General features: G+C 51.7%; 13 protein-coding genes and 1 riboswitch. Of the genes, 4 read left to right on the top strand and 9 right to left on the bottom strand.

From position 1 onward, the window contains the following. Positions 1-200: 200 nt before the first annotated feature. The 4 genes from ABNV41_RS09755 to ABNV41_RS09770 form a co-directional block, all read right to left on the bottom strand. Complete coding sequence (locus ABNV41_RS09755) at positions 201-1,175, bottom strand: NAD-dependent epimerase/dehydratase family protein (RefSeq protein ID WP_050818592.1); 975 nt, start codon at positions 1,173-1,175, stop codon at positions 201-203. An 84-nt stretch (positions 1,176-1,259) separates the two neighbouring features. After that, positions 1,260-1,790 (bottom strand): DUF192 domain-containing protein, encoded by a 531-nt coding sequence (locus tag ABNV41_RS09760; RefSeq protein ID WP_050818593.1) that lies wholly within the window; start codon positions 1,788-1,790, stop codon positions 1,260-1,262. Beyond that, the gene (locus ABNV41_RS09765; RefSeq protein WP_050818594.1) at positions 1,787-2,458 is read right to left on the bottom strand and encodes an MBL fold metallo-hydrolase; all 672 of its coding nucleotides are present in this window, start codon (positions 2,456-2,458) and stop codon (positions 1,787-1,789) included. The genes ABNV41_RS09760 and ABNV41_RS09765 overlap by 4 nt, the downstream gene beginning before the upstream one ends. Before the next feature lie 113 nt (positions 2,459-2,571). Next, a complete protein-coding gene (locus ABNV41_RS09770) occupies positions 2,572-2,994 on the bottom strand; it encodes a host attachment protein (RefSeq protein WP_050818595.1) in 423 nt (140 codons plus the stop codon). A gap of 115 nt (positions 2,995-3,109) precedes the next feature. On the opposite strand from ABNV41_RS09770, the gene ABNV41_RS09775 reads away from it, so the two are divergent. The 4 genes from ABNV41_RS09775 (at position 3,110) to ABNV41_RS09790 (ending at position 6,350) form a co-directional block, all read left to right on the top strand. Continuing rightward, a complete protein-coding gene (locus ABNV41_RS09775) occupies positions 3,110-4,201 on the top strand; it encodes an XdhC family protein (RefSeq protein ID WP_050818596.1) in 1,092 nt (363 codons plus the stop codon). Further along, positions 4,195-4,845 carry an NTP transferase domain-containing protein gene (locus tag ABNV41_RS09780; protein ID WP_080986710.1) on the top strand — a complete coding sequence of 217 codons (651 nt, stop codon included), beginning with the start codon at positions 4,195-4,197 and terminating at the stop codon, positions 4,843-4,845. Before ABNV41_RS09775 ends, ABNV41_RS09780 begins: the two co-directional genes overlap by 7 nt. Positions 4,846-4,932: 87 nt before the next feature. Further along, positions 4,933-5,283 (top strand): RidA family protein, encoded by a 351-nt coding sequence (locus ABNV41_RS09785; RefSeq protein WP_003624223.1) that lies wholly within the window; start codon positions 4,933-4,935, stop codon positions 5,281-5,283. 293 nt (positions 5,284-5,576) lie between these two features. Next, positions 5,577-6,350, top strand: coding sequence for a CHAP domain-containing protein (locus tag ABNV41_RS09790; RefSeq protein WP_050818598.1), 774 nt, complete (start codon positions 5,577-5,579; stop codon positions 6,348-6,350). Between the two features lie 168 nt (positions 6,351-6,518). Here the strand turns inward: ABNV41_RS09790 and gcvP are convergent, their stop codons facing one another. From gcvP to speD, 5 genes are all read right to left on the bottom strand, one after another. Continuing rightward, positions 6,519-9,479 carry an aminomethyl-transferring glycine dehydrogenase gene (gene gcvP / locus ABNV41_RS09795; protein ID WP_349934636.1) on the bottom strand — a complete coding sequence of 987 codons (2,961 nt, stop codon included), beginning with the start codon at positions 9,477-9,479 and terminating at the stop codon, positions 6,519-6,521. 20 nt (positions 9,480-9,499) lie between these two features. Continuing rightward, positions 9,500-9,865, bottom strand: a complete 366-nt coding sequence (gcvH, locus tag ABNV41_RS09800; RefSeq protein WP_050818599.1) for a glycine cleavage system protein GcvH — start codon at positions 9,863-9,865, stop codon at positions 9,500-9,502. Positions 9,866-9,910: 45 nt separating this feature from the next. Further along, positions 9,911-11,047, bottom strand: a complete 1,137-nt coding sequence (gene gcvT, locus ABNV41_RS09805; protein ID WP_050818600.1) for a glycine cleavage system aminomethyltransferase GcvT — start codon at positions 11,045-11,047, stop codon at positions 9,911-9,913. Between the two features lie 159 nt (positions 11,048-11,206). Then, positions 11,207-11,292: riboswitch (glycine riboswitch) on the bottom strand. Positions 11,293-11,344: 52 nt separating this feature from the next. Continuing rightward, positions 11,345-12,217: a polyamine aminopropyltransferase gene (speE, locus tag ABNV41_RS09810; protein WP_050820275.1), complete on the bottom strand. Its 873-nt coding sequence runs from the start codon at positions 12,215-12,217 to the stop codon at positions 11,345-11,347. A gap of 110 nt (positions 12,218-12,327) precedes the next feature. Continuing rightward, positions 12,328-12,795, bottom strand: coding sequence for an adenosylmethionine decarboxylase (speD, locus tag ABNV41_RS09815; protein ID WP_014457515.1), 468 nt, complete (start codon positions 12,793-12,795; stop codon positions 12,328-12,330). Between the last annotated feature and the right edge of the window lie 63 nt (positions 12,796-12,858).

A 12,858-nucleotide genomic window follows, 5' to 3' on the forward strand; every position in this document is an offset into this window, starting at 1 on the left:
TATCATATTCTCTTGTCAAAGGCCAAAAGAGCCGAATAACCTAGCAGATCTTTCTAAACCCGCCAAGACCACTCCGTCTCGGTGAAGCAGCTTCTACACCCCACCCCAATACAACGTCAACACCTAAAATCAGAAAAAATTCAACCCACTGAAAAATAACAATATTTCCAAAAAAACCGATTCTAAACCTTCGAATCAGTCTAACTGAAATTATGCCCACACGACTGAAACCAGCGGGTGAACTCAGGAATACCCTCTTCCAATGTGGTTTGCGGTGCCCACCCGGTGAGTTGTTGAATGGCCGTGATATCGGCCCATGTCTTTTCAACATCAGATTCCGGCCGCGGCAGATAACGGATTGCGGCTTTACGGCCCAAAGCTTGCTCTAGCAATTCCACCAGATACTTCACCGGTTCCGGGCGATGGTTGCCTATATTCAGCACGCGCGGCTCTGTTGCGGGGGGCTCCTGTTCGTACACAGCCAGCACAGCAGCAACCACATCATTAATATATGTGAAATCCCGCGCTAAAGATGCCCCTTCATAAAGAGTGACATCCCGCCCCTCCGCAATTGCACGGGCGAAACTGTAATAAGCCATGTCCGGCCTACCCCATGGGCCATACACAGTAAAAAACCGCAAACCCGTCTGGGGAATATTATACAGATGGCTATAGGCAGATGATGCCAGTTCTGCCGCGCGTTTTGTAACGGCGTAAAAAGACCCCGGGTGATCTACAGGATCTGTTTCTGAAAATGGGAGTTTGCGGTTACGCCCATATACAGAAGAGGAAGACGCATACACAAAGTGCTTTAAATTCGGCAGTTCACGCGCAAATTCCAACATCGCCACATGCCCACGCACATTGGAATCTGCAAAGACGTACGGGTCTTTCAGCGAGTAACGCACACCTGCCTGCGCTGCAAAATGGAAGATACCCTCTATATTGGGGGCGTTCTTCTGTAGCTCTTGCAAATTTTCTGGTTGACCCAGATCACAACGATAAAAAGAAAACTGCGGCTGTGCCTCAAGCAGGGCAAGACGTGCCTGCTTGAGTTGGGGATTATAATAACCATTCAGATTATCAATCCCAATCACCTGTTCGCCACGTGCCAAAAGGGCCTGCGTGACATGGAAGCCTACAAAACCGGCGGCTCCAGTTACCAAAAGTGTCAAAATTTATTGCCCTACGCCGCAGGGCAACCTTTTGGCCCTACCCATGATGACTGCAAGAATCTTAGCCGCCAGAGCGGCTGTTGATTAAAGCTTTTTACTTAAAGATGGTGCTTCCACCTTATCACCTACAGTAATGCCAAACTTGGCAGTTACGCCCCCTGCCAGCTCAAGCGTAGCAGCTACCGGGCCATGACTGCTGATGCGCGCCAAGCTACGTGGCACTGCATTTTCTGTAATGGCCTGAATACGATGATCCGCATCTATAAAAACAATATCCAGCGGAATCAGCGTATTTTCCATCCACATGTCACTTTGCTGTGGTGTTTTCCACACAAAAAGCATGCCTGAGTTTTCTGGAAGATGCTGGCGAAACATTTCCCCCACCTGCTGTTCACGCGGGGTTTTTGCCAACTCAACTGAAAAAACATGCCGCCCACTTGGGGAAACTATAGCCAATTCTTCCCGCGGCAATTCAGACTGAGCTTGTGTTGGCTCTCCGGTTTCTTCTGCATAAGCAGGTAAGAGAGAACCCGCGGCACCGCCGATCATGCAGGCTGCCATCAGCCCCAACAGTTTTTTTGTCAGCACCTTATCTGTTCTCCTTGGTCCCATCATCTTTGCAGAAATGGATTACTGGCACGTTCTGCCCCTAGTGTCGTCAGCCCGCCATGCCCTGGCACGATAACAATGCCATCCCCTAAAGGAAGTAGTTTTTCCTTTATGCCTTGAATAAGCTGTTGGCTATTACCGTATGCAAAATCTGTTCTACCTATTGTTCCTCTAAAAAGAACATCTCCCACAAAAGCAAAGCGCGCCTTTTCATCCACAAATACAACATGCCCGGGCGTATGCCCCGGAACATGCACAACACGAAATGTACATCCGAGATAGTTCAGACTTTCACCGTCTTCGGTAAAACGGTCAACATCTGCATTTTCTAAATCCGAAAGCCCGAAATGACGGGCTTGCTCTACAATAGATTGGAGCAAAAACTGATCATGAATATTCGGCCCAATAACATCTGGCCGGGTTTTCTGCGTATTTTCAAGCCCTCGGCACAAAGCCGGCACCCCTCCGGCATGATCCAGATGACCGTGCGTGAGCAGAATGGCTTCTACTTCCAGTATATTTTTTTTTAAGAAATCAAGCAGGACATCCGCATCCCCACCAGCATCCACAACAACGGCTTTACGTGTTTTTTCATGCCACAGAACAGAGCAATTCTGCCGAAATGGCGTAACCGGCATGATACGCAACTGCATATCCGGGTAATTGACCTGCATGCCTTAATTCCTCTGTTCTCTATATTACCTGAGCAATGCTTTGATGGGTTTTACACAAAAAAAAACTGCCAGAACCAGTGTCTGGCAGTTTTTTATACAACAAAGTGTTCTGCTTATTGAGGCAGCACCCAGCCTGTTTCTGGAATATCAAAGTGCTTACGCAGTTCATGCGCCGGCACGTTGGTTAGATCCTTGGTGAATGTTTTGATAATCTTTGCCGTTGCGGGCTTGCTCAGATGTGTTTTGATTTCATGAATAATGGGGGCCGGAGCAGCCACCACAAAACCATCAACCTTACCGCCATGAGCAATCATGCTGTTCATACGGTCTGCCACAACGCGGGCAAAAGCATCTTTTGTATCATCTGCCGGGGTAGAGCCGGAAGGCATTTTACCCGGTGCACCTTCATGGCCACGCGTATCAAAATCCTGCACATCGCGCATTTCGCCTTCTGCATCATGCAGAAAACGTACCTTGCCACCATCTGCAACAACGTAAACTACCAGGCCATCTCTTGCTTCCGTCATGGAATACATCCTTTTCAAATCACTCTATCAGCCTGCCAGCATGCCGTATTATGCGACATTTAACCACCAGCGCTGCTGCGCTGCTGATGTGCAGTCTGCGTGCTGAGTGATATAGGATTGAGGCATGACAGTTCCAGCCCCCTTTTCCCAACTTGTTACGCCTCTTGATCACGCTCTCCTCTGGGCACGCCAGGGGCAGGCCGTTGCCATCGCAACCGTAACAGGCACGTGGGGCAGTTCTCCCCGTCCTGCAGGCAGCAATATGGTCATGAGCAAAAGTGGCCTTATGGAAGGTTCCGTAAGCGGCGGCTGTGTGGAAACAGATGTTATGCTACACGCCCAAGACATTATGGATGGGCAAGCACCAACCGTCATTTCCTATGGCGTGAGCAGTGCCAAAGCATGGGAAGTTGGGTTGGCCTGCGGCGGCAAGCTGGATGTTATGGTAGAGGCCATTCAAAGCCCTGCCTGCCCAACAGGCACATGGCCTCTACATTTGCTGGAACAGATATGTGACCTTCAAGCTTCCCGCAAAGCGGCAGTACTCGTGCGCAGCTTGGATGGTAAGCAGCATGTGCTTGTACAAGCTCCCCCACAAAATACCCACGAAGGGCTTCCTCCATCCGTGCAGGAAGCGGCCTTCCATCAGCTACAAGATGGGCGCTGCACAACTGTAGAAGAAGCAGATGGCCAAAAATGGTTTGTGCAACCCATTATTCCACCTCCGCGCCTGCTTATTGTAGGAGCGGTACATATTGCGCAGTATCTCGCGCGCATGGCGCAGATAACCGGCTTTTCTCCCATCGTCATAGACCCGCGAGAAGCATTGGCGACACCAGACCGTTTCCCGGGCCTGGAAAGTGGTACCACCCTTATTACAGAATGGCCGGACGAAGCCCTGGAAGCCTTGGGGGTTGATACCATGACCGCCATTGTAACCCTGACACATGATGCCAAGCTGGATGACCCAACCCTAGAAGCGGCCTTGAAAAGCCCTGCTTTTTATATTGGCGCTTTAGGATCACGCAAAACACAGGCAAGCCGGTTACAACGCTTGCAAACTCTTGGCTTTACCGAACAAGATCTTAAACGCATACGCGGCCCGGTTGGCTTGGCTATTGGCGCAGTAGGGGCCGAAGAAATTGCCCTTTCCATTATGGCAGAAATTGTTGCCACCCGCCGTCATGCTCCCCTGGCAGATATACGCGGGTGGTAACCCCCCCATTTCTGCCGGGAATATGGGCCTGCGTGCTATGCGCGGGCCGTTCTTCTCGTACTGCCCCCACTAACAAACTGTTAGCTCCGGACGCGGCGGGGCAACCTATGTTGGTTCAGACACTCAAAAATATTCTCAACAGCAAAGCTGAAACTGTTCTAGCACTTTTACCGCCAGAGCAGCCGGAACTGGAAGCAGTTATCCGCTCATATTTCTACCATGACCTCAAAGCAGGAAGACTACGGTTACAAACTGTTTTGAATGCACATTCTGGCCTTTCTGCTTCTTTGCACGCAGGTGTTCAGGCTGCTCAAGCAGGAAATGCACAAAGCCTGCTTATGTGTCTGGGCGATATGCCGCTGGTTTCTACAACATTGCTGAATACCCTGATGGAAACCCAGAACCACTATGCTCCTGCCGCCACTGCGCCTTTACGAAACGGCAAAGTTGGCAATCCTGTTGTCTGGAATCCATCACAATTCAGCAAGTTGCTTCAGATTACGGGAGATCAGGGAGGGCGTGCGGTTTTGCGCCATCTGGGCGCTGATATACGCCTTATTCCGGCCAATTCTGCCGAACTGGTTGATTTTGATACGCCAGAACGACTGGCAATATATCGTCAGATGTCTTTTCCAGACAGTTGACCAGCGGGGCACACCCTCCGACAATTCAAAACAGGCCGCAAGTTTTCACTGAACGGTCGTTTTGTCTGTTTTCAACAAGGGATCATCATGAGCAAAATCCTACGCACCAACCCCAACCCCATTCTTTCTGCGGCGGTTGAATACCACGGTTTTATTTTCACGCAGGGTGTTGTCGCCCGCAATCTGGATCAGGATGTTGAAGGCCAGACACGTGATGTGCTGGAACAGATTGACACACTGCTGGAACAGCACGGCACAGACAACACCCGCATTTTGCAGGCACAAATCTGGGTAAAAGACATTAATGACCGCGATAAGCTGAACAAAATCTGGAGCGCGTGGCTGCCAGAAAATATGGCCCCTGCCCGTGCTTGCGTTCAGGCTGTGATGGCCGACCCACGTATCCTTGTGGAAATCATGGTCACCACCACAAAATAAGACCTGATCTCTGCCAGTTGGTGATGAGAAAGAACGTGGCATTCATGCAACATTCCCCCGAATCATCACCAACTGACGCGCATTCCCTGTTCTCCTACACAAAGTCCTAAATGAAACGGAATCAGGCGAATTCGTGACACCAGTTAGGATTAAAATCCTAATTTTTCTTTTTGATACCCATTAATACAGCAAAGAGTAACTTTAACGATTTTGGTGCGCAATGAACGCTTGCCTGATCTGCATGGATGTTTAATACCTGAACCCGAACATTGCAGTACCCCAACTCACGGCAAATGCGATCAGGAAAGGTAAGCACAATGCGGCACGGACGGTCCGGAATTCTCAAACTGAAGCTGGCCGTTTTATCTTTTCTGTCCGTTTCTGCTTTCACTGCATCTGCATCTGCCCGCACCTATCATGCGGCTTCTCATCATACCGGTGTGCATAAAATCGTATTCTCTGCATCCGGTCATGCTGCTGGCCGATATGCAGGTGGCCGTTGGCACCCTGCTGCGGGGCGTTATCGGTCCGGGTATCATGGTGGGCACGTTATCCAGTGCGTTGCTTACGCCAAATCTGCATCTGAAGTAATGCTACATGGCAATGCGCGTGACTGGTGGCATAATGCAAGCGGCGTTTATGACCGCGGCCATGCCCCAGAAGCAGGCAGTGTGCTGAACTTCCGCGCAACACGCCGCATGCCCTTGGGCCACGTTGCTGTGGTGCGCAATGTTGTAGATAACCGTACGATTATGATCGATCAGTCACATTGGGCACAGGCAGGCATCAGCCGCAACGTGGCCGTGATTGACGTTTCCCCCAACAATGATTGGTCTGCTGTGCGTGTGGCGCTGAACAATCATTCTGGTGGCTTCGGGTCTATCTATCCAACCTATGGCTTTATTTATGCCCGCCACCCTGGTGCAGAACGGAACATGCAGCAGGAAGTTATGACGGCATGGGCCAAGAAAGGCACGACAACACAGTTGGCTCAGGCCCCGGCAACACCTCGCCAGATATCCGCTGGTCAGGAAGATCCCAATATTGCCTTTGATGATAATAACTAAAATCTACATTTAGTTTCTGCACGAAACAGTTTTTTCAACGCCCGGCTTTGTCGGGCGTTTTTTTTATTGCCTTTTCCATGCTCCAAAACCGCCGGGGCAGAATATAAAAAAGGGGAGCAACCTGATTGGCTGCTCCCCTTTTTCCAATAACAAGAAGAAACGTCTAGTTTATTCCATCCATTCCGCAATATCCGGACAAGAACAAACCAGGTTTCTGTCACCATATACGTTATCAATTCGGCCTACCGGTGGCCAATATTTGGTTGCTAGCTGCACATTACCGGGGAAGCATGCCTCCTGCCGTGTATAAGGATGCGCCCATTCCGTTGCTGTCAGCGCAAGGCCTGTATGGGGCGCATGACGCAGTACTGCATCTTCTGCCGTCACCTCGCCATTTTCAATGGCACGCACTTCCTCACGCATAGCCAACATGGCATCGCAAAAACGATCCAGCTCTGCTTTTCCTTCAGATTCGGTTGGCTCGATCATAAAGGTACCAGCCACCGGAAAGCTCACCGTTGGTGCATGAAAACCGTAGTCAACCAAACGCTTGGACATATCATCTACGGTCACGCCCGTTGTATTCTTGATCGGACGCAAATCCAGAATACATTCATGCGCAACACGCCCATGTGCGCCCTGATAAAGCACAGGGTAAGCATCTTTCAAGCGGCTCACAATATAATTGGCGTTGAGAATAGCCACCTGCGTAGCCCGTTTAAGTCCTTCATCCCCCATCAGGCGAATATAGGCCCATGAGATCGGCAGGATAGAGGCTGACCCAAAAGGAGCCGCACTTACAGCCATGGAAACCCCTGCATCTGCCGGGTTTCCGGGCAGATAAGGTGCCAGATGCGCTCGCACACCAATTGGCCCCATACCGGGCCCACCGCCACCATGCGGAATGCAGAAAGTTTTATGCAGGTTAAAGTGGCTCACATCCCCACCATAATCTGCCGGACGCGCCAGCCCCACCTGAGCATTCATATTGGCGCCGTCCACATATACCTGCCCACCGGTTGCATGCACCAGATCACAGATTTCACGCATGTTTTCTTCAAACACACCGTGAGTGGAAGGATAGGTAATCATGACAGCAGCCAGATCATTCGCATGCGCTTTTATTTTCTCACGCATGTCTTCCAGATCGATGTTGCCGCCAGCATCGCACTTTACGACCACAACTTTCATGCCCGCCATTTGAGCCGAAGCCGGGTTGGTGCCATGCGCAGAAGCAGGAATCAGGCAAACTGTCCGGTGCCCTTCCCCTCGGGCCTGATGATACGCACGAATAACAAGCAAGCCTGCATATTCACCCTGCGCACCAGAATTGGGCTGGAAAGAAACCGCATCATAACCGCTGATAGCACACAGCCACTTTTCCAGATCCTGCAAAAGAACCTGATAGCCTTTTGCCTGATCTCCTGGTGCAAACGGATGGATGTCACAAAAGCCAGACCACGTAATCGGCAACATTTCCACCGTGGCATTCAGCTTCATGGTGCAAGACCCCAACGGGATCATCGTCCGGTCCAGCGCCAGATCCTTGTCTGACAAGCGCCGCAGATAACGCAGCATATCTGTTTCTGAGCTACAGGAACGGAACACAGGCTGCGCCATAAAGCCAGACTGGCGGCGCACATCTTCGGGCAATGTTATGGAAGCTGCCGGAAGGGCCTGCGCCATTTTTTCTACACGTCCGTGCTCGGCACAAAAAACAGACCACACAGCGTAAACGGTTTCTGGCGTGCTGGTTTCATCCAGACTGATGCCAATGCGTCCGTTCCCTGCATCCCGCAGGTTCATGCCTGCAGAACGTGCACGTTCCAGTAAATCAGCAGCGCCTTCGCTTACATTTACCGTCAGCGTGTCAAAAAATGCGGTTGTTTCAACGGTTACACCCAGCGCCCGCAAGCCAGCCGCCAATGTAGCCGCAAGACCATGAATGCGCTGCGCAATCGCCTTTAAACCTTCTGGCCCATGATAGACAGCATACATGCCAGCAATAACAGCCAGCAACACCTGCGCGGTGCAGATGTTGGACGTGGCCTTTTCGCGCCGAATATGCTGTTCACGGGTTTGCAGGGCAAGACGATATGCCGGACGCCCAGCGCTATCGACCGAAACACCAACCAAGCGCCCCGGCATGCTGCGTTTATAGGCATCTCGCACAGCCATATACGCTGCATGCGGCCCACCATACCCCATGGGAATACCAAAGCGCTGAGTAGAACCAATGGCAATATCTGCCCCCAGTTCACCCGGGGCTGCAAGCAATGTTAAAGCCAGCGGATCTGCCGCCATAACAGCAATAGCGCCTACAGCATGCAGGCTTTCAATCTGTTTTTGCGGGTTTGTAATCTGGCCAGATGTGCCGGGATACTGGAAAATGGCCCCAAATACGTTTTGGGCATCCAGATCCGTTTCGGGCCGACCAATCTGGAGCGTAATACCCATAGGCTCTGCACGGGTTTTCAATACAGCAATGGTCTGCGGCAGACATTCCACATCCACAAAAAACACGGTGGATTTGGAGGTCGCCACCCGACGGGCCAATGCCATGGCTTCTGCCGCTGCCGTGGCTTCATCCAACAGAGAAGAGTTGGCGATATCCAGCCCTGTTAGCTCTGTAATCATGGTTTGGAAATTCAGCAGAGCTTCCAGACGGCCCTGACTAATTTCTGGCTGATACGGTGTGTAAGCTGTGTACCATGCCGGATTTTCCAGAATATTCCGCTGGATAACAGCTGGCAGCACTGTACCGTAATACCCTTGCCCGATCAGGGATGTCATAACCTGATTCTGTCCGGCCAGTTCACGCAAGCGCGCAAGCACCTGCGTTTCCGTCCACCCAGCGCCAAGTCCCAAGGGTTTCTGGGCGCGAATGGAAGCAGGAAGTGTCTGATCTATCAGACCATCCAAAGAGGCAGCACCAACAACACGCAGCATTTCGGCCTGATCTGCCGCAGTTGGGCCAATGTGACGTGTGGCAAACGCCGCACCTTCGGCTTTTAAAGCAGCAAAAGCGGGCAGAGCTTCAATACTCTGTTGAGCACGTGCATCCGAACCGGGAGTAAGGGAGAACATGTAGAAAATTTTCCTGAACAAGGCCCGTCTGGAACGGGCCATTTTTTCCAATCAGGCAGAAATCAGCCTACAAAAGCTGCATATGCTGCGGCATCCATCAGCCCGGAAAGCTGATCCGGGTTGGTAATGCGGAATTTAACAATCCAGCCTTCCCCTTCTGGGTCAGAACTTACCCGTGCCGGATCATCAGCCAGCGCAGCATTGTTTTCCAGAACTTCACCATCAACTGGGGCATAAATATCAGAAGCAGCCTTAACGGATTCCACAACTGCAATGGATTCCCCTGCTTTTACTTCTGTGCCGGATGGGCGTGCTTCAATAAACACCAGTTCACCCAGTTCATCGGCTGCATGGCGCGTAATGCCTACGGTTGCTGTTTCACCATCCACGCGCAACCATTCATGTTCTTTTGTGAAATACAGGGTCATTTTCTCAATTTCTCCAAGGGTAAAGTCAATCTATGTCTCAACGGCCTAGCGTTTGAAATGCGCTGGCACAAAAGGCAGTGCACTTATTACGGAAGGCACGGAACGCCCACGCAATTCTGCAAAAACGGTATGCCCTATCTGGCTGTCATTGGTAGCCACGTAGCCCATCGCTACCGGCCCACCCACTGTGGGGCCAAATGCACCAGACGTAACTTTGCCGATATGCGTGGCAAATTCTGCATCTGCATATAAAGGCGCATCATGCCGCACAGGCGCACGCCCCTCCGGCCGTAACCCAACGCGGCGGCGGCTTACGCCGTTTTCAAGCTGACCAAGAATAATATCCGCACCGGGGAACCCGCCAGCACGTGCGCCACCATTACGGCGAGACTTCTGGATAGACCATTCAAGTGCAGCTTCAACCGGCGTGGTAGTGGTATCAATATCCGAACCATACAGGCACATGCCTGCTTCAAGCCGCAGGCTGTCTCGCGCACCTAAGCCGATCAGTTTTACGTTGGGCTGTTCCAGCAGTTTACGGGCAACCCGATCTGCATCCTTGGCGGAAACAGAAATTTCAAACCCATCTTCGCCCGTATAGCCGGAACGGGAAATCACACAGCGAGCACCATCCACATCCAGCGTGCGCACATCCATGAACACCATCTTGCGCACATCATCGGCAAACACAGCCAAAGTCTGTTCGGCTTCTGGCCCCTGCAAGGCAAGCAGCGCCCGATCTTCCTGCAACTCCACAACACATTCTGCCACCAGTTCAGATTGCAGGAGTTCCAGATCAGCTTCCTTACATGCAGCATTCACCACCAGCAGAAGGCCATCTTCCAGGCGCGCCACCATCAGATCATCCAGAATGCCACCTTCGGCATTGGTGAACTGGGTATAACGCTGGCGACCATGCTTAAGGGCAGCAATATCTGCAGGCACCAGTTTTTCCAGCGCCAAAGCTGCATCATCTACATCGCCCGAACGGGGGCGCAGTAGCACCTGCCCCATGTGGGAAACATCAAACAACCCAACATGCTCACGCACATGCCGGTGCTCGGCCATAATGCCATCTGCATATTGCAAAGGCATGGCATAACCCGCAAACGGCACCATCTTGCCGCCGGATTCTTCATGCAATGAATAGAGGGGAGTATGAAGGAGAGTATCGGTGCCCATGCACGCCGCCTTGCCAAAAAGGCCGGAACCCACTGCAATCTGACAGACACATCAGCACAACACGAGGCTCCGGATTACACAATCCGCTGCCCCTTCTGTGCTTTTGCCTGAGATCGCTATCCCGTCGGCGGGTGCGATTGCACCTCTCTCCAGAAGTTTTAAAACGCAGGGTCCTTCTGCCTGAGAGTTTCCGGGGCGGTTGCTCCTTCGGCGCTGGCCAAGCCAGTCTCTCCCTCTGCGTTCAGGAACCGTGACATCATTTCGCTTTCAAGTCAATCACGGCCCCTGTTACACGTATTAGCCAGCAGCTTTGGGCAAATGCTTGGCAATATAAGGCGGCAGATTAAACGAACCTACATGGATTTCAGGCGTCCAGTACTGGGTTTTTCCTAAAATACCAGCTTCCTGCGCACGGGCGCGCACCTGCTTTACATCCTGCGCTTGCAGGTTGCTGCCTTTACTGGCGATCCCCAACGTCATGAACCCACCCACATAGGTTGGCACAGCGGCCACATAGGCAGACACATGCGGAAAGAACTTTGCACGCCGCACGCTGGTTTCATGCAGTTCATCTGCCTGCATAAAGGGCACGCCGCACTGGTTCACAATCAGCCCTTCAGAGGTCAGAATGCGTGCGCAGTGTTCGTAAAAGGAATCTGTAAACAGCACTTCGCCCACACCTATCGGGTCTGTGCTATCAACAATAATCACGTCAAACGAGGCATCCGCCGCGCGGGCAACGTAATCTATGCCGTCTCCCACAATCACTTCTGCACGTGGGTTGTTCCATGCATCCCCTGCGATAGACGGAAGGTGCTGTTTTGAAAGTTCTATAACAACACCGTCAATTTCCACCATCACGGCTTTTTCGATACCGGGATGCTCCAGAACACGGCGCAGAACACCGCCATCCCCTGCGCCAATAATCAGCACATTTTTTGGGTTGGCATGTGTAAACAGCGGAACATGCGTGAGCATTTCCTGATAAACAAATTCATCCTTCTCGGTAATCTGCACCACGCCATCCAGCATGAGCACACGACCGTGGGAGTCACTTTCAAAAACAACAATATCCTGAAACGGGCTACGCGTGCGTGCCAGTTCCTTTACCACACGGAAACGCTGCCCCCAGTTATCGTACAGGGTTTCTTCAATCCATGTTTCTGCCATACCAGCTTTATCTTCCACATACGCAGATGGGCCGTGCTGACACCGCCCTTTTTCAGAACTGTATCAGCACGACCGTCAAACAGAGTTTACAACTTTAAGAAAAACAGCCTTTAGGCAACTACGCGGCCGCGGCGTTCTTCATCCACTTCAAGCCGTTTGGCCTGAAAAAGACGCTGCATAACAGGGATGGACAGGTGCGGATCACACGCACCACACATAAAGATGTCCACCGCAGCAAAGTCGCGTTCTGGCCATGTGTGAATGGAAATATGGCTTTCAGCCAGCACCACCACGCCAGAAACACCCCCGTTGGGTGAAAAATGATGGAAATGACTGTGCAGGATTGTGGCCCCGGCAGCACGCGCTGCTTCGCACAGTGTTGCGTCGATTTTTTCTGGATCATCCAGATTTGTGGCGCCCCACATATCGACAAGCAGGTGAGTACCTGCAAACTTCTCGCCATTCTTTTCGACGAAGTAATCTTTACGCTCTTCGTCAGCAGACGAGACCGGAACAGAAAATGCCTGGTTATTGCTCGGGTGTTCCGAGACCATCCCCAGTTGAGCAAGTGCGTTCATTGACGTACCCCCAAACCAGTAGACAGCCTGTTGGGCAAAAATTGCCCCCTTGGGCCAAGAGCG

Source organism: Acetobacter sp. A11-2 (assembly GCF_040208445.1).
Lineage (GTDB): Bacteria > Pseudomonadota > Alphaproteobacteria > Acetobacterales > Acetobacteraceae > Acetobacter > Acetobacter oryzoeni.

Coding starts and splice junctions, on each gene's coding strand:
- ABNV41_RS09760 (WP_050818593.1), bottom strand. CDS start 1,790: ATGATGGGACCAAGGAGAACAGATAAGGTGCTGACAAAAAAACTGTTG.
- ABNV41_RS09765 (WP_050818594.1), bottom strand. CDS start 2,458: ATGCAGGTCAATTACCCGGATATGCAGTTGCGTATCATGCCGGTTACG.
- ABNV41_RS09770 (WP_050818595.1), bottom strand. CDS start 2,994: ATGTATTCCATGACGGAAGCAAGAGATGGCCTGGTAGTTTACGTTGTT.
- ABNV41_RS09775 (WP_050818596.1), top strand. CDS start 3,110: ATGACAGTTCCAGCCCCCTTTTCCCAACTTGTTACGCCTCTTGATCAC.
- ABNV41_RS09785 (WP_003624223.1), top strand. CDS start 4,933: ATGAGCAAAATCCTACGCACCAACCCCAACCCCATTCTTTCTGCGGCG.
- ABNV41_RS09790 (WP_050818598.1), top strand. CDS start 5,577: ATGCGATCAGGAAAGGTAAGCACAATGCGGCACGGACGGTCCGGAATT.
- gcvP (WP_349934636.1), bottom strand. CDS start 9,479: ATGGCCCGTTCCAGACGGGCCTTGTTCAGGAAAATTTTCTACATGTTC.
- gcvH (WP_050818599.1), bottom strand. CDS start 9,865: ATGACCCTGTATTTCACAAAAGAACATGAATGGTTGCGCGTGGATGGT.
- gcvT (WP_050818600.1), bottom strand. CDS start 11,047: ATGGGCACCGATACTCTCCTTCATACTCCCCTCTATTCATTGCATGAA.
- speE (WP_050820275.1), bottom strand. CDS start 12,217: ATGGCAGAAACATGGATTGAAGAAACCCTGTACGATAACTGGGGGCAG.
- speD (WP_014457515.1), bottom strand. CDS start 12,795: ATGAACGCACTTGCTCAACTGGGGATGGTCTCGGAACACCCGAGCAAT.